Origin of the sequence: Plantactinospora mayteni, assembly GCF_016862935.1 — a bacterium.
Classification (GTDB): Bacteria; Actinomycetota; Actinomycetes; order Mycobacteriales; family Micromonosporaceae; genus Plantactinospora; species Plantactinospora mayteni.
The window spans coordinates 15,734-42,156 of the sequence record NZ_BONX01000075.1; the positions used below are offsets into that span (position 1 = coordinate 15,734).

Annotated in this window: 20 protein-coding genes and 2 pseudogenes; 1 reads left to right on the top strand and 21 read right to left on the bottom strand. The window is 73.7% G+C overall.

The genetic code is table 11. From position 1 onward, the window contains the following. Positions 1 to 359: 359 nt before the first annotated feature. The 19 genes and pseudogenes from Pma05_RS40375 to Pma05_RS40465 form a co-directional block, all read right to left on the bottom strand. Entirely contained in the window at positions 360 to 1,109 is a 750-nt protein-coding gene (locus Pma05_RS40375; RefSeq protein WP_203862830.1) for a pseudouridine synthase, read from the bottom strand. Continuing rightward, a complete protein-coding gene (scpB, locus tag Pma05_RS40380; protein WP_239314140.1) occupies positions 1,096 to 2,007 on the bottom strand; it encodes an SMC-Scp complex subunit ScpB in 912 nt (303 codons plus the stop codon). Before scpB ends, Pma05_RS40375 begins: the two co-directional genes overlap by 14 nt. A 473-nt stretch (positions 2,008 to 2,480) precedes the next feature. Next, positions 2,481 to 3,674 (bottom strand): segregation/condensation protein A, encoded by a 1,194-nt coding sequence (locus tag Pma05_RS40385; RefSeq protein ID WP_372441639.1) that lies wholly within the window; start codon positions 3,672 to 3,674, stop codon positions 2,481 to 2,483. A gap of 158 nt (positions 3,675 to 3,832) precedes the next feature. Next, the gene (locus tag Pma05_RS40390; protein WP_203862832.1) at positions 3,833 to 4,762 is read right to left on the bottom strand and encodes a ParA family protein; all 930 of its coding nucleotides are present in this window, start codon (positions 4,760 to 4,762) and stop codon (positions 3,833 to 3,835) included. 259 nt (positions 4,763 to 5,021) lie between these two features. Beyond that, positions 5,022 to 6,029, bottom strand: coding sequence for a site-specific tyrosine recombinase XerD (locus Pma05_RS40395; protein ID WP_239314137.1), 1,008 nt, complete (start codon positions 6,027 to 6,029; stop codon positions 5,022 to 5,024). A gap of 103 nt (positions 6,030 to 6,132) precedes the next feature. Then, a complete protein-coding gene (gene ald / locus Pma05_RS40400) occupies positions 6,133 to 7,248 on the bottom strand; it encodes an alanine dehydrogenase (protein ID WP_203862833.1) in 1,116 nt (371 codons plus the stop codon). A 244-nt stretch (positions 7,249 to 7,492) separates the two neighbouring features. Beyond that, a complete protein-coding gene (locus Pma05_RS40405; protein WP_239314138.1) occupies positions 7,493 to 8,101 on the bottom strand; it encodes an NUDIX domain-containing protein in 609 nt (202 codons plus the stop codon). A 303-nt stretch (positions 8,102 to 8,404) separates the two neighbouring features. Beyond that, positions 8,405 to 10,141 (bottom strand): annotated as a pseudogene (gene pyrG / locus Pma05_RS40410) (CTP synthase); the annotation flags it as partial. 146 nt (positions 10,142 to 10,287) lie between these two features. Continuing rightward, the gene (locus Pma05_RS40415) at positions 10,288 to 12,549 is read right to left on the bottom strand and encodes a hypothetical protein (protein WP_203862846.1); all 2,262 of its coding nucleotides are present in this window, start codon (positions 12,547 to 12,549) and stop codon (positions 10,288 to 10,290) included. 125 nt (positions 12,550 to 12,674) lie between these two features. Further along, a pseudogene (locus Pma05_RS40420) lies at positions 12,675 to 13,820 on the bottom strand (glycosyltransferase family 4 protein); the annotation flags it as partial. A gap of 44 nt (positions 13,821 to 13,864) precedes the next feature. Then, a complete protein-coding gene (gene murJ, locus Pma05_RS40425; RefSeq protein ID WP_203862834.1) occupies positions 13,865 to 15,601 on the bottom strand; it encodes a murein biosynthesis integral membrane protein MurJ in 1,737 nt (578 codons plus the stop codon). Position 15,602: 1 nt separating this feature from the next. Then, positions 15,603 to 16,430, bottom strand: coding sequence for a hypothetical protein (locus Pma05_RS40430; RefSeq protein WP_203862848.1), 828 nt, complete (start codon positions 16,428 to 16,430; stop codon positions 15,603 to 15,605). A gap of 44 nt (positions 16,431 to 16,474) precedes the next feature. Beyond that, positions 16,475 to 17,410, bottom strand: a complete 936-nt coding sequence (locus tag Pma05_RS40435) for a copper transporter (RefSeq protein ID WP_203862835.1) — start codon at positions 17,408 to 17,410, stop codon at positions 16,475 to 16,477. 50 nt (positions 17,411 to 17,460) lie between these two features. Continuing rightward, on the bottom strand, positions 17,461 to 18,639 hold the full coding sequence (steA, locus tag Pma05_RS40440; protein WP_203862836.1) for a putative cytokinetic ring protein SteA: 1,179 nt from the start codon (positions 18,637 to 18,639) through the stop codon (positions 17,461 to 17,463). Positions 18,640 to 18,818: 179 nt separating this feature from the next. Beyond that, the gene (recN, locus tag Pma05_RS40445; protein WP_203862849.1) at positions 18,819 to 20,576 is read right to left on the bottom strand and encodes a DNA repair protein RecN; all 1,758 of its coding nucleotides are present in this window, start codon (positions 20,574 to 20,576) and stop codon (positions 18,819 to 18,821) included. A 111-nt stretch (positions 20,577 to 20,687) separates the two neighbouring features. Next, on the bottom strand, positions 20,688 to 21,572 hold the full coding sequence (locus Pma05_RS40450; RefSeq protein WP_203862837.1) for an NAD kinase: 885 nt from the start codon (positions 21,570 to 21,572) through the stop codon (positions 20,688 to 20,690). After that, positions 21,569 to 22,405: a TlyA family RNA methyltransferase gene (locus Pma05_RS40455; protein WP_203862838.1), complete on the bottom strand. Its 837-nt coding sequence runs from the start codon at positions 22,403 to 22,405 to the stop codon at positions 21,569 to 21,571. The genes Pma05_RS40450 and Pma05_RS40455 overlap by 4 nt, the downstream gene beginning before the upstream one ends. A gap of 25 nt (positions 22,406 to 22,430) precedes the next feature. Continuing rightward, on the bottom strand, positions 22,431 to 22,706 hold the full coding sequence (locus Pma05_RS40460) for a hypothetical protein (protein ID WP_203862839.1): 276 nt from the start codon (positions 22,704 to 22,706) through the stop codon (positions 22,431 to 22,433). 52 nt (positions 22,707 to 22,758) lie between these two features. Further along, positions 22,759 to 23,427: a phasin family protein gene (locus tag Pma05_RS40465; RefSeq protein ID WP_203862840.1), complete on the bottom strand. Its 669-nt coding sequence runs from the start codon at positions 23,425 to 23,427 to the stop codon at positions 22,759 to 22,761. A 119-nt stretch (positions 23,428 to 23,546) separates the two neighbouring features. On the opposite strand from Pma05_RS40465, the gene Pma05_RS40470 reads away from it, so the two are divergent. Continuing rightward, positions 23,547 to 23,885 carry an SCP2 sterol-binding domain-containing protein gene (locus tag Pma05_RS40470; protein ID WP_203862841.1) on the top strand — a complete coding sequence of 113 codons (339 nt, stop codon included), beginning with the start codon at positions 23,547 to 23,549 and terminating at the stop codon, positions 23,883 to 23,885. 157 nt (positions 23,886 to 24,042) lie between these two features. Here Pma05_RS40470 and Pma05_RS40475 read toward each other — a convergent pair whose 3' ends face one another. Together Pma05_RS40475 and Pma05_RS40480 are read right to left on the bottom strand one after the other, a co-directional pair. Next, a complete protein-coding gene (locus tag Pma05_RS40475) occupies positions 24,043 to 25,071 on the bottom strand; it encodes an HAD-IIA family hydrolase (protein ID WP_203862842.1) in 1,029 nt (342 codons plus the stop codon). Beyond that, positions 25,068 to 26,099, bottom strand: a complete 1,032-nt coding sequence (locus Pma05_RS40480; protein ID WP_239314145.1) for a tetratricopeptide repeat protein — start codon at positions 26,097 to 26,099, stop codon at positions 25,068 to 25,070. The genes Pma05_RS40475 and Pma05_RS40480 overlap by 4 nt, the downstream gene beginning before the upstream one ends. Positions 26,100 to 26,423 lie beyond the last annotated feature (324 nt).

A 26,423-nucleotide genomic window follows, 5' to 3' on the forward strand; every position in this document is an offset into this window, starting at 1 on the left:
CTCCTCCACCGATCCCCTGGGCGATACGCCCGGCACTGCCGAGTTTCGCGGGCAGCCGGCCGTGGCGGCGCCGCCGCGTGTCGCTGTCCATCATGCCCCGTCCGCCGGATCGGCCCGCGCCCGACACCGGAGGCGGCGACGCAGCACACGGTCCCCTCCGGCGGGCCCGGTCGGCAGCCGACGGACCGCCGCCGTCGCCGGCGGCCGGGCGCCCCCGACCGCCCGAGGTCAGGCCCCGGCCGACGTCAAGCCCGACCGACGCCAAAAGCCCGACCAGGATCATGCCCAACCGACGTCAAGCCCGACCAGGATCATGCCCGACCGAGGTCAGGGCCGGCCGAGGTCAGGCTCGGCCGAGGTCAGTCACCGACCGCCTTGAAGAGCGCGGCGATCTCGGCGTTGGTCAACCGGCGGGTACGCCCGGGCCGCAGATCGCCGAGCCGGATCGGACCGATGGCGGTACGGATGAGCCGGGACACCGGGTGCCCCACCTCCTCCAGCAGCCGCCGGACGATGTGGTTGCGCCCTTCGTGCAGGGTCAGCTCCACCTGGGCCGTACGTCCCAGCGTGTCCACCAGGCGGAACTCGTCCACCCGGGCCACACCGTCCGACAGCTCGACACCGGCCTTCAACCGCCGGCCGGCGCTCCGCGCCAGTGGCCCCGCCACCTCGCACAGATAGGTCTTCGGCACCCCGTACGACGGGTGCATCAGCCGGTGCGCCAGCGTGCCGTCGTTGGTCAGCAGCAGCAGACCCTCACTGTCGGCGTCGAGTCGACCGACGTGGTAGACCCGTTCCTCCACCCGGCCGAGGAAGTCCGCCAGCGCGGTGCGACCCTTCTCGTCCGCCATCGTCGACACCACGCCACGCGGCTTGTTCATGGCCAGGTAGACCAGCCGGGTGTCGGTGACGAGCCGCTCACCGTCGACGAAGATGACGGCGGTAGCCGGGTCGACCTTGTCGCCGAGCTGCGCGACCCGCCCGTCGACGGTGACCCGGCGCCGGAAGATCAGGTCCTCACAGGCACGCCGGGAGCCGACGCCGGCCGCGGCGAGCACCTTCTGTAGGCGCTCCACACCAGGGGCATCGGAAATGTCATCGCGGGGCATCGGCTATCTCTTCCACGTCGTCGGGCAGGAACGGGGCCAGCGGCGGCAACTGGCCGACGGTGTCCAGCCCGAGTTTCTCCAGGAACAGCGTCGTCGTCCGGTACAGGAACGCGCCGCTCTCCGGCTCGGTGCCGCACTCCTGCACCAGACCGCGAGTGACCAGGGTACGGATCACCCCGTCGCAGTTGACACCCCGGATGGCCGAGATCCGCGACCGGGTCACCGGTTGCTTGTAGGCGACCACTGCCAGTGTTTCCAGCGCCGCCTGCGTCAACCGGACGGACTGCCCGTCCAACACGAACCGCTCGACGTAGGCCGCGTATTCCGGCCGGGTGTAGAGCCGCCAGCCACCCGCCGCCCGGCGCAGTTCGAAGCCGTGCCCGGCCGTCGTGTAACCGGCGGACAATCGGTCCAGCATGGCCGCGATCCGCTCGGTCGGCTGCTCCAGTACCTGCGCCAGCACGATCTCGGTGACCGGCTCGTCCACCACCAGCAGGATGGCCTCCAGGGCCCCGCGCAGCTCGTCGTCGTCGATCAGTGCCAGCGCCGTGGCCCGTCGGCCGCCCCCGCCGGGCGCCGACGCCGCCGCCGACTCACCGGCCACGTCCGGACCGGCATCCTCGGGTACGCCCACCGCCTCGACCGGCTCCGCACCACGTTCCTCGGCACCGGGCTCCCGCTCCACCTGCCGCACGCCCGGCACATCCGTGGCCGGCACGTCCCCGACATTCACGTCCCCGACCGACGCACCCTCGACCGGCACGTCCTCCACCGGCACGTCCCCGACATTCACGTCCCCGACCGACGCATCCTCGACCGGCACGTCGTCCACCGACGCGCCCTCGACCGGCACGTCCCCGACCGACACATCCGTGCCCGACGCCTCCACGACCGGCATGTCCTTGGCCGACAGCTCAGCGGCAGGCCGCTCCCCGTCCGGCTGCGTCGGGACAACCGGCGCAGCCGGCTGTGTCGGAATGTCTGGCGCCCCGACCGACGACTCCACGACCTCCAACTCGTCGGCCAGGCGCGCAACCGCATCGCGCCCCTCGACCGGCAACACCTCCACAGCCGCCGCACTCGCCGGTGCCGTCCCAGCGGTCGACTCCCCGACCGGTGCCACCACGATGGTCGACTCGCCCACCGGTGCCGCCGATGGCGTCCCGGAACCACCTCCCGCCACGACGGTCGACTCGCCGGCCGGGTGCGGCACGGCAGGATGCTGGGCCTCGTCGGAGGAGTCCTGGGCCTCGGTCGGAGAGTCGGAGGTCTCGGCGGAGGTCTGCGCCGATCGGGACTCGGCCGGCCGCTCCCACGGTGGCACCCAGGCCGCCGCCTGCTCGGCCAGCGAGTCGGGCCGCTTTTCGCTGGTCACCGCGTTTCCTCCTGCGTCTCGTCCCCGGGTGCCGTCGCGTTCGGCTCCGTTCCGCCCAGTCCCGTCGACACCCCGTCCGGTGCCGTCGACACCCCGTCCAGTCCCGTCGACACCCCGTCCAGTCCCGTCGACACCCCGTCCAGTCCCGTCGACACCCCGTCCGGTCCGGTCCCGTCACCCTCCGCCGGTACCGCCGGTTCGTCCTCCCTGGCGGGACGCTCCGCTGGTACCGGCGCGCCCGCGTACTCGTCGATGTCGAGTTCGGCGCCGCCGTCCTCGGGACCGGTCCACCGTACGGTCAGCTCGCCGAGCGCCTCCACCTGGGCGAACCCGACCAGACCCTCCCGGTACAGCTCGAGCAGGGCCAGGAACCGGGCGACCACCTCGAGGGTGGATTCGCAATCGGCGCAGAGGATCCGGAAGGTGGCGATACCGGCCCGACGGAGCCGGTCACGCAGCAGGGCGGCGTGTTCCCGGACACTCACCCGGACCATGTGCACGTGGTCGATGGAGACCACCGGCGTCTTCTTCGGAGTCATCGCCTTGACCGCCAGCGCGGCGAGCCGGTCCACCCCGATGCCGAGCACCAAGTCCGGCAGCGCCTCGGCGTACCGTGGCTCCAGGGTGACGGCCCGGGGGTAGCGGCGGGAGCCGATCGCCTCCATCTCGGCGATGTGCCCGGCGGCCTCCTTGAACGCCTTGTACTGCAACAGTCGGGCGAAGAGCAGGTCCCGGGCCTCCAGCAGGGCCAGGTCCTCCTCGTCCTCGACCTGGGCGGCCGGCAGCAGCCGGGCGGCCTTGAGGTCGAGCAGGGTCGCGGCGACGACGAGGAACTCGCTCGCCTCGTCCAGGTCCCAGTCGTCCCCCATCGCCCGGATGTACGCGATGAACTCGTCGGTGACCCGGTGCAGGGCGACCTCGGTCACGTCGAGCTTGTGCTTGCCGATGAGCTGTAGCAGCAGGTCGAACGGGCCGGTGAAGTTCGCCAGCCGTACGGTGAAGCCGCCCGCCGCCTCGGCGTCGCCGAGTACCGGCTCGGCCGGAACCGCGTCCAGGCTGGCGGCGGGCGACACCGCGTCCGGGTCGGCGGCGACCGGCGGCTCGTCGACGTCGGCTGCCACGGCCGGCGGCGGGTCCGACGCGGGCGACCGGGGGTCCGGCGTGGCCGGGGAGGTGGGCGGGGAACTCACCCGACGACCGTAGTCCACCGGTTCCGGACCGTCAGCCGTCAGCGTCGCCCCGGTACCGTCACTCACCCGATGATCCTCGACATGGCGGGCACCGATCCGGGCCCGGACGGACGAAACGCGAGACCGCCGGCCGACCTCGGCCGGAACCGCCCACCTGGTTACCGCTCGGCCTGCGCGGCGATCACCTCTCGGGCGAGCTGGCGGTAGTTGCGGGCTCCGGAGGAGGCCGGATCCAGCGTGGTGATCGGCGCGCCCGCGACCGTGGACTCGGGGAACTTGACCGTCTTGGTGATCACCGTCTGGTAGACCTTGTCGCCGAACGCCTCCACCACCCGCTGGAGCACCTGCCGGCAGTGCGTGGTGCGGCTGTCGTACATGGTGGCGAGGATGCCTTCCAACTCCAGGTCGAAGTTGAGCCGCTCGCGGACCTTGTCGATCGTGTCCAGCAGCAGGGCAACACCACGGAGGCTGAAGAACTCGCACTCCAGCGGGATGAGCACGCCGTCCGCCACGGTGAGGGCGTTGATGGCGAGCAGGCCCAGCGACGGCTGGCAGTCGATCAGTACGTAGTCGTATTCCTTGCGGATCGACTTCAGCACCCGGGCCAGTGCCATCTCCCGGGCGACCTCGTTGACGAGCTGGATCTCGGCGGCCGAGAGGTCGATGTTGGCCGGCAGCAGGTGCAACCCGGCCACGTCCGTCTTGATCAGCACGTCCTCGGCGCTGACGTCGTCCTGCATCAGCAGGTTGTAGACCGACAGATCGAGGTTGTGCGGGTTGACGCCCAGGCCGACCGAGAGCGCCCCCTGCGGGTCGAAGTCGACCAGCAGCACCCGGCGGCCGTATTCCGCCAGTGCGGCGCCAAGGTTGATGGTCGTGGTGGTCTTACCCACCCCGCCCTTCTGGTTGGCCATCGCGATGATCCTGGCCGGCCCGTGCCGGTCGGTGGGCATCGGTTCCGGGATCGGCTTGCGCATCGTGTACGCGGCCGGGTCGGCCGGACCCAGCTCGGCGCCGAGGTCCAGGGCGGACTGCTGCTCGCGCAAAGTCGAGGTCCACGCCTCGGCACGGTCGCCGTTTCCAGCCATGTCCTCGTACGCCCCCTCCCGACGACTGCCCGGCGTCGGAGCCGAACGGTGTCCTCTGCGGCGCCGCCGCGAACCTCGATTACCGCCTCACGAGGCCGCGCCAGATCTCGACTCTACGCCACGTCGCAGCACCGTAGTGGGCACCGTCTCGGCGTGTCGAACCTGCCGCCGACCGCCACGAGCCGACCCCCACGAGCCGACCGGGATCGGCCCGCCGCCCGACAGTACCCCGCCGGTGGCGCGACCGGGATCGCCCGGGTCAGCCGCGTGCCCGGGGGTGCGCGGTGGCGTACACCTCGCGGAGCCGGTCCACGGTGACCAACGTGTACACCTGGGTGGTGGTCACCGAGGCGTGCCCGAGCAGTTCCTGCACCACCCGTACGTCGGCGCCGCCGTCGAGCAGATGGGTGGCGTACGAGTGCCGCAGCGTGTGCGGGGAGACCGCGCGTGCCCCGTCGACCGGTAGTCCGGCCCGGGCGGCGGCGCGGCGCAGGATGGTCCAGGCGCTCTGCCTCGACAGCGGTCCGCCCCGGGCGTTGAGGAAGACCGTCGGCCCACCCCGGCCGGCGGCGGCCAGCGCCGGCCGGGCCCGGACCAGGTAGGCCCGGACCGCCTCGGCCGCGTACCCGCCGACCGGCACCAGCCGGCTCCGGCCACCCTTGCCGTGCAGCAGCACGGAGCCGTCGGTCAGGTCGAGGTCGTCGACGGCCGCGCCGACCGCCTCGGAGATCCGCGCGCCGGTGCCGTACAGGAATTCCAGCAGGGCTCGGTCCCGCAGCGACAGCGCGGCCCGGGGCCCGGTCGCGTCGACCGCTCCGGCGGTCTCCAGCAGCCGGACCACCTCGGTGACGTCCAGCGCCCGGGGCAGCCGCCGGGGCGGGACCGGCGGGCGTACGTCCCGGCTCGCGTCCTGGCCGACCAGGCCCTCCCGGACCGCGAAACGGTGCAGGCCGCGGACCGCGCTGGCGGCCCGGGCCGCCGACGCCGCCGCGAGCGGCGGGTGACCGTCCGCGCCGGCCCGCAGCCGGGCGACGTGCGCGGCGATCTCGGCCGGCCCGACCGCGGCCAGGTCCTCGACGCCGCCGGCGGCCAGCGTCGCCAGATACCGTTCCAGATCCCGGCGGTACGACGTGAGCGTGTTCGTCGACAGCCCGCGCTCGACGGTGAGGTGGTCGAGGTAGCCGCGCACGGCACGTCGCAGCGCCGGCGACGGTTCGGGCCCGTCACCGGCCGGCTGCGGCGGCGCGGTCAGGCCGGCCCTCGGCAATCCCGCACGGCTCCACCGACCCTCGGCCCCGGCCCCCGGTCGCCGGGCGCGGTTGCGGTCGCGGTCGCGGTCGCAGCGACGCTCGGCGCCGGTTCGGGGCGGCTCATCCGAGGATGTCCGCCAGCGGCAGGGTGCCCATCCCGTGCGCCTCGGCGACCGGGCCGTAGGTGACCTGCCCGGCGTGGGTGTTCAGCCCGAGCGCGAGGGCCGGGTCGCGGCGCAGCGCCTCCCGCCAGCCGTGGTTGGCCAGTTCGAGGGCGTACGGCAGGGTGACGTTGGTCAGCGCGTACGTGCTGGTGTGCGGCACCGCACCGGGCATGTTCGCCACGCAGTAGAACAGCGAGTTGTGCACCGGGTAGACCGGGTCGTCGTGTGTGGTCGGCCGGGAGTCCTCGAAGCAGCCGCCCTGGTCGATCGAGATGTCCACCAGTACGCTGCCGGCCTTCATCCGGGAGACCAGTTCGTTGCTGATCAGCGTCGGCGCCTTGGCACCCGGCACCAGCACGGCACCGATCACCAAGTCGGCGTCGAGGACGGCCCGCTCGATCTCGTAGGTGTTCGACGCCACCGTCTGGAGGTGGCCCCGGTAGATCGCGTCGGCCTGGCGCAACTGGCCGACCGCCCGGTCCAGCAGCAGCACCTCGGCCTGGAGCCCGAGCGCGATCGCGGCGGCGTTCCGGCCGGAGACCCCGGCCCCGATCACCACGGTCTTGGCGGCGTACACCCCGGAGACGCCGCCCATCAGCACGCCGCGCCCACCGCCGGAGCGCATCAGGTGGTACGCGCCCACCTGCGGGGCGAGCCGGCCGGCGACCTCGGACATCGGGGCGAGCAGCGGCAGCGACCGGTCGGGCAGCTCGACGGTCTCGTACGCGATCCCGGTCACCTTCCGGTCGAGCAGCGCGTCGGTGCACGCCTTCGAGGCGGCCAGGTGCAGGTAGGTGAAGAGCACCTGCCCCTCGCGCATCCGGTGGTACTCCTCGACGACCGGCTCCTTGACCTTCAGGACCAGCTCGGCGACGCCCCACACCTCGTCGGCGTCGCCCAGGATGGTGGCCCCGGCGGCCTCGAACTCGGCGTCGGTGATGGACGACCCGGCTCCGGCGCCGGTCTCCACGTACACCTCGTGGCCGGCACGGGTGAACTCGTGCACCCCGGCCGGGGTGATGGCCACCCGGTACTCGCGGTTCTTGACCTCGCGCGGAATTCCGACCTTCACGATTCCGACACCTCTCTCCGGGGGCTACCGGCCCCGGCCGCGCGACGCGCGGCGGCTCCGTTGCCACCGCGGTCCACCGTCCCGCCCGCGGAAGTCTAGGACCGGGGCGGGGCGCCGGCAGCCAGCATTGTGACAGCGGGTAACCGGCAACCTTGACGGTATGTCAGGCACGGCGTTTCCGGCGAACCGGCGAACCCCGTCGGGATCGGCCTGCGGGTGGTGGTGGTGGTGGTGGTGGCGGTGGTCAGGGCAGGGGCGAGTCGGCGGGGCGGAGTTCCGCCCAGCCCCGGTCCCGGGAGCGGGCCGCCGCGAGCACCCCGGCGACACAGGCCACGTTGGTGATCTCGCCGGCCAGCACCATCGACACCGCCTCGTCCAGGTCGACCCGGATCACCTCCAGCCCGGCCTCCTCGTCACGCCGCTCGTGCCGCTGCTCCGGCGGTACCTCGGAGAGGTCCCGGGCCAGGAAGATCCGGACCAGTTCGTCCGAGTACCCCGGGGAGGTGTGCACGTCCACCAGCAGGTCGAGCCGGCCGGCGACGAGATCCGCCTCCTCGGCCAGTTCCCGCAGCGCGCCCGCCGGCAGCGCCTCCCCCGCGACGTCGGTCAACCCGGCGGGCAGCTCCCAGATCACCCGGCCCAGCGGGTGGCGGTACTGCCGGATCAGCACCGCCCGCCCCCGCTCGTCCAGGGCGAGCACCCCGACCGCCCCGACGTGTCGTACGTAGTCCCGGGGCACCACCCGGCCGCCCGGCATCGCGACCTGGTCGGTGACCACCGAGAAGACCTTGCCCCGGAACCGTTCCCGCCGCTCGCGTACCTCGTAGCCGTGCCCGTCGGCCCGACCGTTCACGCCCGCACCGCCGCCCCTCGACCCCTCACACGCCACCCTCTGCACCGTTCACACCCGCCACCGCCACGCTTCACGCACCGCCACCCTCTCCACCGCTCACTCCCCCGCACCGCCACCCTCTGCACCGCTCTGGACCCGACCCGACCGGGACGCGACCCGACCCGACCGGACCCGACCCGACCGGGCCGCCGGTCACGACGACGAGCGTGCCTTCGCCGAGCGGGACCGGGCCTGCCCGTTGCGTCCGGCGGCGTCCTCCGCCTCGGCGAGGTCCGCAAGCTCGGACCGCTCGGCGGCCAGGGTGGCAGCGGCGGCCCCCGGCCCGGAGACACCGGTGACGGCCGACGCGGCCGGAGCCGCCGGCGCCAACTCCACCGGGAGCTGGTCCGCGGCCGAGTACCTGACCACGGCGCCGACGAACGCGGCGAAGAGCGGGTGCGGCCGGGTCGGCCGGCTCTTCAACTCCGGATGTGCCTGGGTCGCCACGAAGAACGGGTGCAACGACCGGTCCAGTTCGACGAACTCGACCAGCCGGCCGTCCGGGGAGGTACCGGAGATGTGCAGACCCGCCTTGGTCAGCGCGTCCCGGTAGGCGTTGTTCACCTCGTACCGGTGCCGGTGCCGCTCGCTGACCTCGGTGTTCCCGTACGCCTGCGCGACCAGCGAGCCCTCGGTCAGCCGCGCCGGGTAGGCGCCCAGCCGCATGGTGCCGCCCAGGTCACCCCGGCCGGCGACGATGTCCTCCTGGTCGGCCATGGTGGCGATCACCGGGTGCCCGGCCTTCTCGTCGAACTCCAGCGAGTTGGCGCCGTCCAGCCCGGCCAGGTGCCGGGCCACCTCGATGGTCATGCACTGGAGGCCGAGGCAGAGGCCGAGGATCGGGATGCCGTTCTCCCGGGCGTACCGGGCGGCGCCGATCTTGCCCTCGATGCCGCGTACCCCGAAACCGCCGGGGATGACGATGCCGTCGACCCCGGCCAGCGCGGCTGCCGCACCGGAGGCGGTGACACACTCGTCGCTCGGTACCCAGTGCAGCTCCACCCGGGCCCGGTGGCCGAACCCGGCGGCCCGGATCGCCTCGCTCACCGACAGGTACGCGTCGGGCAGGTCGACGTACTTGCCGACCAGCGCGACCCGGACGGTGTGGTGCGGGTGGTGCACCCGCTCCAGCAGGTCGTCCCAGCTCTGCCAGGCGACGTCCCGGAACGACAGCCCGAGCCGGCGCACCACGTACGCGTCCAGGCCCTCCCGGTGCAGCACCTTCGGGATGTCGTAGATGCTCGGCGCGTCCGGGGCGGCGATCACGGCCTCCCGGTCGACGTCGCAGTAGAGCGACAGCTTGTGCTTGAGCTTGTCCGGGATCTCCCGGTCGGAGCGGCAGACGATGGCGTCCGGCTGGATACCGATGTTGCGCAGTTGGGCCACCGAGTGCTGGGTCGGCTTCGTCTTCAGCTCCCCCGACGGCGCCAGGTACGGCACCAGCGACACGTGCAGGTAGAAGCAGTTGTCCCGGCCGAGGTCGTGCCGGACCTGCCGGATCGCCTCCAGGAACGGCAGCGACTCGATGTCGCCGACCGTGCCACCGACCTCGGTGATCACCACGTCCGGGGTACGGCCGTCCTCGTCCGGGTCGGCCATGGCCAGGATCCGGGCCTTGATCTCGTTGGTGATGTGCGGGATCACCTGCACGGTGTCCCCGAGGTACTCGCCCCGGCGCTCCTTCGCGATCACCTCCGAGTAGATCTGGCCGGTGGTGACGTTCGCCTTGCCGGAGAGCGCGCGGTCGAGGAACCGCTCGTAGTGCCCGACGTCGAGGTCGGTCTCGGCGCCGTCGTCGGTGACGAAGACCTCACCGTGCTGGAACGGGTTCATGGTGCCGGGGTCGACGTTCAGGTAGGGGTCGAGCTTCTGCATCACGACCCGAAGGCCCCGCGCCGTGAGGAGGTTTCCGAGGCTGGAGGCGGTCAGGCCCTTGCCGAGTGAGGAGGCAACCCCACCGGTGACGAATATGTGCCTGGTCGTCCGTACTGAAGGGGCCAAGGCCTGCTCCCGTGGTCGTCTGTCGCGGTCGTGCGAACCGGTGTCGGATCAGCCAGGTGATCCACGTGATCCACGGGATTCCACGGTAACACCAACCCCACCCGGCCTGCCGGGGGCACCCGTTTCCGCCACCGACGCGCTGCTGGTCAGCCTGCCGGTACCTCGGCCGACGGCTGCGCCGGCCCGGATTCCACCTCACTTACCGGGCGGTCGGGTACCGGATCCGGACTGACCGGGCGGTCGGGTACCGGATCCGGGCCGGCGGTCGGCGCGGCCGAGCCGGGCGTCTCGTCCAGGCAGGGTCCGGTGGCCGGCATGGTCCGGTCGGTGGCGTGGTCGAGCACCCGCAACGCGGCCAGGGCGGCCATCGGCACGGTCAGCGCCGCCGCCGCACCCGCGACGTTCAGGGCCGACCCGCCGAGCAGGCCGGCGATCACCGCGGCCACCGGAATACCGGCCATTCCGCCCCGCATGGCGGGATAGATCCCGAACAGCCGCTTGAGCCCACCCCAGGGACGGAGCAGGGCGAACCACACCAGCACCGCACCGACCAGCGCGAGGACGGTCAGCGGGCTCCCGGCCAGGGCGGCCAGGTTCGCCGCGCCGGAGCGGTGCACGGTCAGCCCGCTGGTGCCGTCGCCGACGGCGGTGAGGAACCGGCCGAGGCTGCCCCGCTGGTCCAACGGCTGCCGCAGGTCCATCACCACGAACCCGATGGTCACCGCCAGACCGGCGATGGCGGCCCAGGCGAGCCGGCCGAGGCTGAGCCAGCCGCCGGTGCTGATCGCGGCGGCGATGCTCACCCCGGCGGTCAGCGCGACCGCGCCCACCGCGTCGGCGCCCAGGTAGGGGCTGCCCACCACGATCACCCCGAGCACCCCGACCAGCACCACCACGGCCGGCCGCCAGCTGCGGCGTACCCGCTGGGCCAGCCAGGCCGCCGAGAGCAGGCTGCCGGCGATGAAGACCCCGAGGCCGACGATGCCGACGCCGGCGTACCGGCCGCCCTCCAGGGCCGAGTATCCGGTGACGCCGTTGAGTTGCAGACGCGCCCCGGTGACCACGTCCGCGCCGACGACCAGCGCGGCCAGCGCGGCCACGCTGCCCAGCGGCCAGAGGGTGCGCTGGTACGCCCGGGCGAGTCGTACCGCTGCGGTGGCCAGGCCGAGCACCACCGCCGTGACCAGCCCGAAGTAGAACCCGGCGTGCTCGCCCCGCCACCACGGGACGACGTCCGCGACGAGCGCGGCCGGGATCGCCAGGGCGGCGGCGATCAGCAGTACCTCGACCGTCGCGACCACCCGCCGGGGCACCGGGGCGGGTCCGAAGGGGCCGGCGTCGCGCCGCGCCCGGCGCAGCAGTGGCAGTACGGCCACCGCGAGCAGGCACTGGAGCCCGGCCAGCAGCAGGAAGAACCACTCGGCCACCTGCTGCTGGGCCCGGGCCTCGCGGTCGGCGTCGGCCGGTGCCGCGATCGCCGTGGGCAGGTCGGCCGGCCGGCCCTCGACCACCGCCGCCGGCCGGCCGATGAAGAGTCGCTCGGGCGCCGGCCGGCCCAGCGCGGCCAGCGCCGTGGGTGCCAGGTCGACGAGTTGCAGGTAGCCGTCCCGGCCGGTGCTGCGCGAGGTCAGCCAGCCGCGTCCCCAGCCCGGGCCGTCGGCCACCGCGACGTGCAGCCGGGACGACTGGTCGGTGTCGGCGACGCCGGCCACCATCACCAGGGACCGTTCGGGCCGGGCCGCCAGTACCCGGGCCAGCACGGCGTCGGCCCGACGGGCGGCGGCGGCCCGGACGGCGGGGTCGTCGCCGCTGACGGTGCCGAGGTCGATGATGCTGAGTACGCAGTCGTCGAGCAGCCCGGCCGGATCGGGCGGCAGTTCCGCCGCGTACCGGTCGACCCGGCCGAACGGCCTCGCGGCGGCGACCGCGGCGCCCGGGCCGACCGCGACGGTGCACCGCACCGATTCGGCCAGCGCACCGGGCATGGTGCCCCAGCGCAGCTTGTCCTGGTTGTGGGTGACCGTCGCCCGCTGGTCGGGCAGGTTGGCGCTGATCCCGTCCGGCTGCTCGACGGTGAGGTCCAGTTCCGGGCACTGCTCGGTGACGACCGTCCCGTCCCAGGCGGCGAAGTTGCCCGCGCCGAGGGTCTGCCAGCCGTCGACCGGGCAGGTCGGCTGCCGGGCCGACCGCACCGACAGCGAGCCGATCGCACCGCGTTCGGCCATCTGCCACAGCGTCGGGGTGTTCTGCGGATCGACGTCGTCCCAGCGCAGCCCCGGTACCCCGACCAGCAGCACGTAGTCGGCGGTCTGCTCCGGCGACCGGGTGGCCGGCCGGACGACGAGCGCGGCGACGCCGAGCGCCACCACCGCCGCGGTCAACAGCACGGGGACCAGCCGGCGCAGCATCAGCCGCGCCCCGCCGACGAACCGGTCTCCCACCCGGCGGAGGGCGGCCGGCCGCCACCGGTCCGCTCGGACTCCTCCGGCGGTGCCGCACCGAAACCGGCCGGCGCCGGATCGGCGGGATCCGCGGTCGAATCCTCCGGTCGTGCCGGCGGGGTGGGCCGGACCGCGCCGAGTTCGGCGTAGAGCGCGGCGGCGGCGGCGACGGTCTCCGCCTCGGTCGGCCACTGCGCGGCCCGTACGGTCGCCAGCTCGGCCAGGGCGTCCCGGCGGGCGGGATCGTCGAGCAGTACCCGGACCGCCTCGTCCACCGCGTCCACGTCGTCGGGCGGGATCAGTACCGCCGCCTCGCCCACCAGCTCCGGCACCCCGCCGACGGCGGTAGCCACCAGCGGTACGCCGGCCCGCAACGCCTCCTGCGCGAAGAGCTGCCGCGCCTCCCAGTCGCTGGTCACCACGGCCAGGTCGGCTCCGGCCAGCAGGTCGGCCACGTCGGTACGGTGCCCGAGCAGCGTCACCGGGGCCCGGGCTGCCGAGATCCGGGCGGCCAGCGGCAGATAGCTCGGGCCGCTGCCGGCGATCACCACCACCGGCGGCGGATCCAGTTCGCGCCACCGGGCGGCGGCGTCGACCAGCAGGTCGTACCGCTTCTGCGGGTGCAGCCGGCCGACGGAGAGGATCAGCGGCTGGGCCGGGGCGACGCCGAACTCGGCCCGGACCGCCGAGCGGCTGCGCCGGGGCGCCGGCAGGGTGGGTGCGGCGACCGGGGCGAGCCGGGCGTCCCGGGCACCGAGCGCGGCGGCCCGCTCGACGAGGTCGGCGGAGGCGCCGAGACTGACCCGGGCCCGCCGGGCGACGATCCGCTCGGCCAGCCGGGAGAGCCGCCCGCGCAGCCCGCTGGCGAGCACCGCGTTGTGCCAGGTCACCACGACCGGGGCGGCCGGCCGGGCGAGCACCGCCACCAGGCCGGCCCGCAGGCCGTGCGCGTGCACCACGCCGACCGGTTCGGCCAGGGCCCGGCGCAGCGCCGTGACCGCCCGCGCGTCGGCCGGGGTGGGGCTGGCCGGGATCTCCACCGGTACGAACCGGGCCCCGGCGGCGGTGAAGTCGAACTGCTCCTGGGTCGCGGCCGGACCGCAGACGGTGACCGTCATTCCGGTGCCGACCAGCCCCCGGGCGAGTGAGGTGACGTGTTGACCGACGCCGCCGGTACTGGAGGCGAGCACCAGGACGACCGAGCCGGCCTGCCCGACGGTGGCCGTCGGTGCCGGCACGTCCGGTTCGGCGCGGTCCTCCGGTCGAGCCGGCTCAAGCTCGCTCACCGCGACACCCGCTCCTTCCCGTCGTCCTCGCCCGGGTCGGCCGCGTCCGGCCGGTCCCCGCGATCCGTCTCCGCCCCGTCCCGCCGCCGCGCCGCGGGCCCGCCCCGGTGGGCCAGCGCCAGCACGCCGCGCAGCCGTCCGCGCAGCATCGCCAGCAGTGGCCGGACGTCGTGCCGGTCCAGCGGATAGGCGACCGCGACGAAAGCCGCGCCTACGGCGACTCCGGACAGCATGCCCTGCACGAGTGCGTCGACTCGCGCCGGGGTACCACCCCCGAAGCCGGGCAACCAGTGCGCGCACGCCGCACCGACTACCGCCGCGACCGCTCCGGCGAGCAGCCCGATCAGCGCTGACCTGGTAAATCCGGTCAACGCGGCCGGCCCGGCGCTGCGCCGGACGGCGACGACCAGTAGTACTCCCAACACCAGCATGCCGACCGAGTTCGCCGCTCCGACCGCGAACACCCGATAGTCAGCCGGGAAGGCGGCGGAGAGCCCCACCGCGGCGACCGGTACGACGAGCCAGCCGGCCAGGGTGGCGCCGGCTGCCGGCCGGGTGGCGCCGCGCGCGTACAGGGCCCGGGTGAGTACCGCGAAGAGCCCGTAGCCGAGCAGCCCCGGTGCGAACCCGGCGACGGCGGCCACCTGGGTCGGCCCGCTGTCCGGCCAGAAGAACCGGGCCACCGGTTCGGCGGTGCCGATCAGCGCCGCCGTGCCGAGGCAACTGAACAGCAGTACCCGGCGGGCGGTCGGAGCCAGCGTGCTGCGGTATCCCGGCTCGTCCCCGGTGGCGTGCGCGGCGGCGAGCTGCGGATACGCCGCGACCGCGAGCGGGACGGCGAGTACCGCCCAGGGCAGCAGGTACACCGTCTGGGCGAGGTTGAACACGATCTCCGCACCGGTCGGTCCACCGCTGAGCTGGCGCAGGCTGACCACCAGGGCGACCTGCTGGCCGAGTACCGTCACCGCGCCGGCCAGCGCGAGCCCGCCGATCTTGCCCCGGGCGTCGGCGGCGAAGCCGTACCCGAGTCGGGGTCGCAGGTGCAGCCGGCGGACCGGGGCGAGCAGCGACAGCGAGAGCACCACCACCCCGAGGGTGGTACCGGCGGAAAGGATCAGCTCGCCGCCCCGCCCGACCTCGGCAATGGTCGGGTGCACCCCCTCGACGGCCGCGAACGCCAGGTAGACCCCGATCACGGTCACGCTGGACAGCAGCGGTGCGATCACCGGCCAGGCGAACCGCCGGTACGACTGGAGCACCCCGGTCAGCACGATGCCGATCCCGTACAGCGGCAGTTGCGGGGCGAAGACCCGGAGCATCCGCGCGCCGGCCTCGATCTCGGCGGTGCTCCGGTGCTCCGAGATCAGTCCGACGATCGGTTCGGCGAGCAGCGCCACCGCGACCGCGAGCGGCACGAGCAGGCTCACCGTCCAGGTCAGCAGCGCTCCGGTGGTGGCCGCCACCGCCGCCCGGTCACCGGCCGCCACCGCGCCGGCCAGCAGCGGTACGACCAGACTCGCCAGCGCCCCACCGGCGACGATCTCGAAGACGATGTTCGGGACGCTGTTCGCCACCACGTACATGCCGCCGAGGTCGCTGCGGTCGCCCATCAGCCAGGTGAAGACCCCGGTACGCCCGAACCCGGCCAGTCGACTGGCCACGGTGAGTACGGCGATCAGCGCGGCGGCGCCGGCCAGCCGCCCGGCGCCGACCAGGGGTGCCGGTCTGCCCACCTCAGGAGTGTCGCCGGCCCAGGGCGTCCAGTTCGCGCAACCCCGGAGTGTTCTGGATCACCTGGGTGAAGCTGACCTTCTCGCTGGCGGCGGTGAGCGCGGCGATCACGGCGAGCGCCCCGGCCCGCCCCACCGGCCCGGTACGGGCGGCCAGCGCGACGCCGAGCAGTGCGCCGAGGGCGTTCGCCCCGCTGTCGCCGAGCATGACGCGTTCGTCGAGGTCGGCCGGGAGCAGCGCGGCGGCGGCGCCGACCGGGCCGGCGGCGAGCCCACCGGTCGGGCCGGGCAGCAGCGGCGCGCCGAGCAGCACGCCGGACTTGAGCGCCCGCCCCGGCCGCAGGTCGAGCAGGTTGACCAGGTTCGCGGTACCGGCGACGACGCCCGCGCCGAGCAGCAGGTCGACCATCCCGGCGGGGCGTCCGGCGCGGCGGCGGCCCGGATGGGACCGGACCGTCGGGTCGGCGGCGAGCAGGGCGGCGGCGGCCAGCCCGGCCGCACCCACCCCGGCGATCTTGACGACGCCGCTGGTCACCCGCCCCTGGCGGAGCGCGGCGAGGTGCCCGGCGAAGCCCTTTGCGGTCTTCTGCTCCGGCCGGGCCCCGACCACGTCGTCGTAGAGCCCGACGGCTCCGCAGGAGAGGCCGGCGACCAGGGCGGCGGCGCCGGCCGGCCGGCTCGGCGCGCCCGCGGCGGCACCGACGGCCGCGCCGACGGCGAGCGCGGGGCCGGCGGCCAGGGTGACGGTGCGGCCCCGGAAGTTGGTCCGGCGCAGCCCGCCGGCCCACGGGCCGGCGAGCACACCCCGCAGGGCGGCACCGGCGAAGAGCATGCCGACGCCGAGCGCCCGGGCCCGGGCGCCCCTTCGCCGGGCGGTCACTCGGGCATTTCCGGCAGCAGCGATCCGGCACCCGCGCCGACGCCGTACGCGCCGGCCCGCTTCTCGGTGATCTGCCGGACCAGCGCCAGCGCGGTGACGAGCTGCCCCTGCACGGTGTTGGTGTTGTCGACGGTGGAGATCGTCTTGGACAGCGCCGGATCCCGGCGTACCTCGGCGACCAGGTTGCCGCCGCTGCTGCCGTTGCCGGCGACCACGATCGCCCCGGCCTTGTCGAACTGCTCGGCGAGCTGGACCACGGACCGGTCCTTGCGGGTCGCGTCCCGGTCGACGTACGGCTGGCCGCTGATCACCACCACCGCCTCGGCGGAACCGGTGATCTTGTTGGGCACGTTGAGGTAGCCCTCTTCGCTGTAGTCGTCCAGCACCGAGCGCCGGTCGGCGTCGGTCACCGGCGAGCCGCCCTCCGGGCGGTCCAGCAGCGCGCTGGCCAGCAGGGCGCTGGACTTCTCCACACCCTCGCCGCTGGGCAGCCCGACGTCCGGGACGGTGGGTCTGACCGCCTTGGCCGCGACACCCAGCAGCAGGACGCTGCTGTCCGGATCGAGGAACTTCTCCTGTACGTCGATCCGCCCGGTGACCGAGGCGCCGCCCAGCCGAAGCATGTCGACGACCCCGTCGACCTGGTCCTGCCCGCTCGGCAGCACGACGAGCAGCACGCGCCGCCCGGCGAGGGTGCCCTTGAGCATGTGCGGCGCCGCCTCCCTGACGAAGTCCTCCTCGCGCTGGACCTCGGTCTCCAGGTTGTTCACCGACTCGCGGAGCTGCTCGTTCTTCTTGCCCAGCGCGCTGACCTGGTCCTTGAGCGAGTCGGCGACCGGACCGTTCAGCGCCGCGGTACCCACGACCAGACCGATTGCCAGGGCGAGGAACACCGCGGTCAACGAGACCACGTGGTACCGGAAATTGATCACGACAAGCGCCTCTTGATCATCATTCGGGGCCGGGAGGACACCAGCACTGGCTAGAAGAGCTGTCCAAGCTGGAATACGACATTGTCCCACCACTCGGAGGCGACCCCGAGGTAAGCCTTTCCAACGGTGGAGACGGCGACCGCGGACGCCATCGCGGCCAGCGCCGAGAGCACCAGCAGCAACAGCGACGACCCGGAGATGCTCTGCCGGTAGAGCCGGCTCACGCCCTTGGCGTCGACCAGCTTGCCGCCGACCTTGAGCCGGGTCAGGAAGGTGGAGGCCATCCCACCGCGACCCTTGTCCAGGAACTCGACCAGGGTGGCGTGGGTGCCCACCGCGACGATCAGCGAGGCGCCCTTGCCGTCGGCGAGCAGCATCGCCAGGTCCTCGCTGGTGGCCGCGGCCGGGAAGGTCTGCGCGGTCACGCCGAGCCCGTTCACCCGGGCCAGTCCCGGCGCCCGCCCGTCCGGATAGGCGTGCACGATCACCTCGGCGCCGCACCGCAACACGTCGTCGGTGACCGAGTCCATGTCACCGATGATCAGATCGGGCGTGTAACCCGCCTCCACCAGCGCGTCCGCGCCGCCGTCCACGCCGATCAACACCGGCTTGAACTCCCGGATGTACGGGCGCAGCACGTCGAGGTCGGCCTTGTAGTCGTAGCCCCGGACCACGATCAGGCAGTGCCGGCCCCGGATCGGGGTCTCGACGTCCGGCACACCGACACCGTCGAGCAGCAGCTCCCGCTCCTGCTTGAGGTATTCCATGGTGTTGGCGGCGAACGCCTCCAACTGCACCGACAGCCCTTCCCGGGCGTCGGACATCGCCTTGGCCACCGACTCGGCGTCCTGCCGGCTGCCGTGCCCGACCGGCTCCTCGCCGACCAGCACGGTGTTGCCGTCGATCCGGACGGTGTCGCCCTCCCGGATGTGCTGGAAGACGCTCTCGCCGAGGTCGTCGAGGAGGGGGATGCCCGCCTTGATCAGCACCTCCGGGCCGAGGTTCGGATAGCGGCCGGAGACCGACGGCTTGGCGTTGAGCACCGCGGCGACGCCGACCGCCACCAGGGAATCGGCCGCCACCCGGTCCAGGTCGACATGGTCGATCACCGCGATGTCACCCGGCCGCAGCCGGCTGACCAGGCGCTTCGTCCGGCGGTCAAGGCGCGCGGTGCCGACGACTTTGCCCGGTTCCGCGCTCCGGGCCCGGCGCAACGTGGGTAAACGCATCCCAACCATCCTGGCATGTGAGGCAGAGCTTTCTGTCGCGACATGCCTGAGCAGGGCCGCCACCCCAAGGGAACCACATTCATGCCCGGCCGGGTGTGGTCGGCGTCACACCATTCATTTCGGTACCACGGATCGTGCTCCCCAGGGTCACACTCCGCTGCACGCGCGGTGCCGCAGCCTCAGAAGTGTCGTTCCCGGGCGGCCACGGCCAGAAGTTCCTCTGCATGGGCGATACCCAGATCGGAGTCCGGCAAACCGGCGAGCATCCGGGCCAGTTCCCGGGCCCGGTCGGTGTCCTCCACCACCCGTACCCCACTGGTCGTCACCGCGCCGCCGGTGTCCTTGGCCACCACCAGATGCCGGTCGGCGAACGCGGCCACCTGCGGCAGGTGCGTCACCACCAGTACCTGGTGGCTGCGGGCCAACCGGGCCAACCGGCGGCCGATCTCCACCGCCGCCTGCCCGCCGACCCCGGCGTCGACCTCGTCGAAGACCAGCGTGGGCGGACCACCGGAGCCGGCGAACACCACCTCGATGGCGAGCATCACCCGGGACAACTCACCGCCGGAGGCACCCCGCTGCAACGGCAGCGACGGGGCGCCCGGATGGGCCATCAGCCGCAGCTCGATCTCGTCCGCCCCGTCCGGACCGACCCCGACCTCGGCCCCGTCCACGGTGAGCGTCGGCTCGGCCTTGCCCGCCGGCCGGGGCAGCACCGCCACCTCGATCCGGGCGTGCGGCATCGCCAGCCCGGCCAGCTCCACCGTCACCTGCTCGGCGAACCGGATCGCCGCCTCGCGACGGGCCGCCGAGAGCCGGCCCGCCAACTCGGCCACCTCGCCGGCCAGCCGCTGCCGCTCCTTGTCCAGCTCGTCGAGGAGTTCGTCGGAGGTGTCCAGCTCGGACAGCCGGGCCCGGGCCCGGTCCGCCCAGGCGATCACCCCGTCGACGTCGTCGGCGTACTTGCGGGTCAGGCCGCGCAGCGCCGCCCGGCGCTCGTAGATGACCTGCAACCGGGCCGGATCGGCGTCCAGCGCGGCGAGGTAGCCGGACAGCTCGGCGGCGATGTCCCCGACCAGCGTGGCGACCTCCTCCATCCGTACCGAGAGGTCGCCGAGGGTCCGGTCCACCCCGGCCTGTGCCTCCAGCGTCCGACGGGCGTGCCCGAGCAGGGTGGTCACGTCGGCCATCTCGTCGGTCGGCTCGGCGGCACCCGCCACGCAGTGCTGGGCCGTCTGCGCGGCCGTACGCAGCCCCTCGGCGTGCTCCAGCCGCTGCGCCTCGGCCTTGAGTTCCTCGTCCTCGCCCGGTTGCGGGTCGACCCGGGTGATCTCGTCCAGGCCCAACCGCAGCAGGTCCGCCTCCTGGTTGCGCTCCCGCGCGTTGCGCCGCCGGTCGGCCAGGTTGTCGGAGACCCGCCGCCACCGCGCATACGACTCGCGCAGGCTCTCCAGCAGCTTCTCGTGCTCCGGCCCACCGAACCGGTCCAGCGAGGCCCGCTGCTCGGCCGGCCGGAGCAGCCGGAGCTGGTCCGACTGGCCGTGTACGGCCAACACCTGCTCGCCCACCTCGGACAGCATCGACACCGGCATGCTGCGGCCCGCCACGTGCGCCCGCGACCGCCCCTCCACGGTGACCGTACGGCTGAGCAGCACCGACCCGTCGTCGTCCGGCTCACCGCCCGCGTCCACCACCCGGGCGTGCACCGCCGTCGCGGCATTGCCGGCCAGCCGCAGCCGCCCCTCCACCACGGCCCGCCCCGGATCGGCGCGCACCCGGCCGGCGTCGGCCCGCCCGCCGAAGAGCAGGCCGAGACCGGTCACCACCATTGTCTTTCCGGCGCCGGTCTCGCCCGTGATGACGTTCATACCGCGGGTCAGCGGCAGTGTGGTGTCCTCGATGACGCCCAGTCCGGTGATGCGCAGCTCTTCCAGCACAGCCACCGACAGTAGTAGCGGTCCCCGACACTTGACCACCCGGCACGCGTCCCGATCGGTATCCGGCACGCGTCCCCGAGCGATGTGTGGCGGCGCCGCCACCCGACGCGGTCAGCGGCGGTTGCCGCGCCAGCCATGCACCGGCAGGCCGAACTTGGCCACCAGCCGGTCGGTGAAGTGCCGGGCCCGCAGCCGGACGATCCGCACCGGCAGCGCACCCCGCTGCACGGTGACCCTGGCCCCCGGCGGCAGGTCGTAGACCCGGCGGCCGTCGCAGCAGAGCACCGCCAGGGTGGTGAACGGGTCCACCGTGATGGTGAAGGTCGCCGTCGGCGCGGTGACGATCGTCCGGCTGAACAGCGCGTGCGCGCTGATCGGCACCAGCAGCAGCGCCTCCACCTCCGGCCAGACCACCGGTCCACCGGCCGAGAAGGCGTACGCGGTGGAGCCGGTCGGCGTCGCGCAGACCACACCGTCGCAGCCGTACCGGGACAGTGGTCGGCCGTCGACGTCGACGAGCAGCTCGAGCATCTGGGCCCGCTCGCCCTTCTCCACGCTCGCCTCGTTCAGCGCCCACGACTCGATCACCGGGCCGCCCTCGAACTCGGCCCGGACGTCGAGGGTGAGCCGCTCGTCCACTGTGTAGTTCCGGTCCACGATGTCCCGGACCGCCTGGTCCAGGTCGTCGATCTCGGCCTCGGCGAGGAAGCCGACCTTGCCGAGGTTGATGCCGAGCAGCGGTGCCTTCGCCGGCCGGGCCAGGTCGGCGGCGCGCAGGAAGGTGCCGTCGCCGCCGAGCGCGAAGACGATCTCGGCGCCCTCGGCCGCGCCGAGCAGACTCACCGGGGTCACCCCGGGCAGGTCCAGGTCGTCGGCCTCCTCGGCCACCACCCGGACCTCGAAGCCGGCCTGGATCAGGTCCGCCGCGACCGTACGGGCGTGCTCGGTGCTCCGCCGCCGTCCGGTGTGCGTGACCAGCAGGGCCGTCCGGGTCATCGGGCTCCCTCCCGCGCCACCGCCGGGCCGGCCAGCCCGGCCGTCACCACCGCTGCGACCTGCGCCTCGTCCGGCGGCGGCGCGTCGGCACGCAGCCAGACGAAGAACTCCACATTGCCGCTCGGCCCCGGCAGCGGACTCGCCACCACACCGGCTAGGCCGAGCCCGAGCCCGGCAGCCGCGTCGGTCACCGCGAGCACCGCCTCGGCCCGCAATTGCGGATCACGTACCACCCCACCGCTGCCCACCCGTTCCTTCCCGACCTCGAACTGCGGCTTGACCATCAGCAGCAGGTCGCCGTCCGGGACGGTGCAGCCGGCCAGCGCCGGCAGCACCAGGCGGAGCGAGATGAACGACAGGTCCGCGACGGTGAGGGTCACGGTGCCGCCGATGGTGTCGGGCGTCAGGGTACGCACATTCGTGCGCTCGAATACCCGGACCCGCTCGTCGGACCGGATCGCCCAGGCCAACTGGCCGTAGCCGACGTCCACCGCCACCACCTCGGCGGCACCGGCCCGGAGCAGCACGTCGGTGAAACCGCCGGTCGAGGCCCCCGCGTCCAGGCAGCGCCGGCCGGTGACGTCCAGCCCCTCGGGGGCGAACGCCGCCAGCGCGCCGGCCAGTTTGTGGCCGCCCCGGGAGACGTACTCGGTGCTCGGGTCCTCGCCGAGTACCCGGACCGGGTCCGCCGGGTCCACCATCGCGGCCACCTTGTGGGCCCGTACCCCGCGGACCTGCACCCGCCCGGCCTCGACCAGGGCCGCTGCCTGTTCCCGGGACCGGGCCAGCCCACGGCGGACGAGTTCGGCGTCGAGCCGGGTACGACGTGCCATCGAGAGTTCTCCGAGGGGACTGGGCTCACGCCTGGTCGATCGTGGCGAGGGTTTCCCGCAGGGTCTGGTGCGCGGCCTCGTACTGGGCGATCTGGTCGGCCGGCGGCAGGTTCGCGGCGTTCGCCATCGCCTGTAGCACCGCGTCCACGGCGGGGTGGCCGGAACCGCCCCCGTCCGGGCCGGTCGGGTTGCCGACCGGATCGCTCCGCCCAGCGGCCGACCCCGGACCGGGAACCGGCCGTGCCGCCGCTGAGCCGGGTGGAGCCGGCCGGAACGGCCCCGGTACGGGTACCTGACTCATGCCGCCCCTCCGCTCCGTCCGGTCCCCCGCCGGGTCCGGTCTCCGGCGGAGATCATGCCGCACCGCCGCCCGATGCCGCCGCACGCTTGGCCACGGCCTTGCCCGGGGCCGACTTCTTGCTGGCCACCGCCTTGCCGGCGCCGGCCTTCTTTGCGACAACCTTCTTCGCCACTGTCTTCTTCGCCACCACCTGCTTGGCGACCGCCTCGGGCGCGGCGGCCTTCTTCGCCACCGCCTTCTTCCCGACCGCCTTCTCGGCCACAGCCTTCTTCGCCACCGCCTTCTTCCCGACCGTCTTCTTGGCCAGTGCCTTCTTGGCCAGGTCGCCGGTTCCGGCCGGCACACCCGCGTCCGGCGGTCGTACGCCGCCGCCCGCCGCCGCCGCGGTCGCCATACCGGCGGGGCCAGCCGGCGCACCCGCCCGGGCCGCGGACAGCTCCCGTTCCAACCGGGCCACCCGGTCGGCCAGCGCCGTGACCTCGTCCGCGCTGGCCAGCCCGAGCGCGGCGAGGGTGCGGTCGATCTCGACCCGGATGATCCGGATCAGCGCCTCCCGGTTGGCCATCCCGGTGGAGACCAGCTCCTCGGCCATGGTTTGCAGTTGGGCGGCCGTGGCACCGCTGGAGCCGACCAGCTTCCTGGCGGCGGTCTGGGCGCGCTTCTTCGACGCCTCCGTCAGCCCGAGGGCCAGCTCAAGGTAGGCCCGCCACGCATCCTGCATACCCCGGTCCTTTCGCGGGTGCCGACAGTTCAGGTTGTCACGCTACCGGGCGTCCCGGCCCGCCCAGTGCGGTACGGTGCCCGGGGGACGGGCGTGGCGTGATGCGAGGGGGCACGACGATGGCGACCGTGGACGAGTGTCGGCAGGCGTTGCACGATTTGGCGGCCCGGATGGATGCCAACGCCGACAAGGTACGCAAGCAGGTCGATCTCGAGCGGACCCTGGCGTGCCGGATCACCGACCTGGGCACGGCGTTCCACGGCCGGCTGACCGGCGGGCGCCTGGTCGAGCTGGCCGACGGGGACGATCCCAAGGCGAAGATCGCGCTGAGCACCACCAGTGACGACCTGATCAGTCTCGTCCGGGGCGAACTGGACGTGCCGAAGGCGCTCGCCTCCCGGCAGATGTCGATCAACGCCAACCCGTTCGACCTGCTCAAGCTCCGCAAGATGCTCTGACCGCGCCGGGCGGTCACCCTCACCCGCTCTGACCGCGCCGGGCGGTCACCCTCACCCACGAGGCGTACCGGCCGCTCCGGTCCGTACCGACCCGGTGGGTGCCGCCGGCCCGGTGTCTGCGGCCGGCCCGGCAGTGTGGCCTGCCGGCGGTGGCGGGTCAGCGCAGCAGGTCGAGTTCCCCGAGGGCCTTCCGGGCCGCCTCGGAGCCCGGCTCGACGCCGTCGACCGGCACTCCGGACCAACTGGCCGCACAGAGCGTGGCCAGCGCGGCCAGGCTCGACCCCTCCCCGGTGAGCACCGTCGGGCCGCCGTCGACCACCTGCCAGCCGGCGCCGATGGCGTCGGCGGGGTCGGTGGTCAACCGGGCGACCCGGGCCGGGTCGAAGAGTCCGCCCAGGTCGCTCGCCACGAAGTCCGGTCGGGCCGACGGCGGCGCGTGCAGCAGGTCGACCGGCGCCGAGACCCCGGTGAGTACCAGCAGACTTCCCATTCCCGCCCGGACCGCGCCCTCGATGTCGGTGTCCAGCCGGTCGCCGACCGCGAGCGGGCGGGCCGCGCCGAACCGCCGGGCGGCGGCGGTGAACAGGGCCGGCTCCGGCTTGCCGACCACCACGTCGGGGTCGCGGGCCAGCGCGGTACGCACCGCCGCGACGAGCGAGCCGTTCCCGGGTACCGGACCACGGGCGGTCGGCAGCGTCCGGTCGGTGTTGGTGACGAACCAGTCGGCACCGGCCCGTACCGCGAGGGCCGCCTCGGCGAGATCCGCCCAGCCGACCTCCGGTCCGTAGCCCTGCACCACCGCCACCGGCGCGTCCTCCAGCCGGGAGACGGGGAGCAGCCCGACGTCACGAATCTCGGTCCGGAGCGCCTCCGCACCCACCACCAGCACCGGGGAGTCCGGCGGAAACCGGTGGGCCAGCAGCTCCGCCGCGGCAGCCGCCGAGGTGAGTACCTCCTCCGGCCGCACGGCGAGTCCCATCCCGGTGAGCAGCGCGGCAACCTCGTCCGCGCGCCGGGAGGCGTTGTTCGTCGCGTACGCCAACGGCTTGCCCTCGGCGTGCAGCCGGCCGACCGCCGCGACCGCCGTCTCGATCGGCCGGTCGACGAGATAGACCACGCCGTCCAGATCGAAGATCACCAGGTCGTACGCGTCGACCAACCGGCCGCCCGCCGAGGAGTCGCTCACGATTCCGCGCTATGCACCGGACGGGTACCCAGGTCCGCCTCGCCCACAGCAGCCTCCGCCGTACGAGACTCCGCCGCAGCAGTCTCCACCGCAGCCCGCTCGTCCTCGGGACCGGCCACCTCAACGGCCCCGGCCTTGGCGTCCACGTCCGCCTCAACCTTCACGTCGTCCGGCCGAGCATCCTCGTCGTCCTCGTCGTCGCCGTCGTACGTGTCGTCGTCCTCGTCGTCCCGGTCCTCGTCGTCGTCCTCGTCCTCGTCGTCCCGGTCCTCGTCGTCGTCCTCCGGATCGCGATCCCGCCGAGCAGATGCGTCGTCCGAGTCCTCGGCCTCGGCGTCGGCGTCGGCGTCGGCGTCGGCCACCCGGTCGGATTCGCCGTCGTCGGTGACGTCGTCGTCCTCGTCTTCGTCCTCGTCGCCTTCGAGGACGACACCGTCGAGTTCCAACAGCCGCTCGGCGGCGTCGGTCTCACCGAACTCGTCCACCTCGGCCGCCCGGGCGAACCACTCCCGTGCCTCTTCCCGCCGCTCCACCCCGAGCAGCGCGTCCGCGTACGCGTAACGCAGCCGGGCCGTCCACGGCTCGGCCGGGGTGGCGGTCAGTTCGCGTACCTGGAGCATCGCCACCGCCGCGTCGCCCTGACCCATGTCGGCACGGGCCCCGGCCGCCACGATCAACAACTCCACCGCCCCGGACTGGTCCAACGACTCGCGGTCGGCGCCCCGGTAGAGGTCGATCGCCCGCTCCGGACGCCCGAGCGCCCGCTCACAGTCGGCGAGTACCGCCAGGTGGGTCTGCCGCCCGCTCATCCGGTGGTACGTCCGCAGCTCGGCGATCGCCGTCTGCCACTCACCCGCCCGGTACGCCGCCAGCCCGACCGCCTCACGCACGGCCGCGATCCGGGCCGCCAGGCGCCGGGCGGCGAGCGCGTGCTCCAGAGCCAGGTTCGGATCGTCGTCGATCAGCGCACCGGTCGCGACGAGATGCCGCGCGACCGTCTCCGCGACCGGCTTGGCCAGGGAGAGCAGTTCGGCCCGGACCGCACTGTCGAGGTCCGTGGCGACGATCTCCTCCGGCAGGGCGGGACCAGCGGGTTCCCGGGTGTTGTCGCTCGGCCTGCCGGAACGGTCACCCCGGTCACGTCGGTCCGTACCCTCAGAGCGGGTGTAGCCGCCCGCTCCCGCCCCGGCACCGTCCCGGCCCGACTGGCCGGTTCCCTGCCGGGGCTTCCATTCCCGCCGGCCCTCGTCGGCGCGGCCACGGTCGGCGCGGTCGCCGCCCGACCGGAAGCCCTCGCGGGAGCCGCTCCGGCCGTCCCGGTCCGGCCTGCGGAAGCCACCACGGTCGCCGTC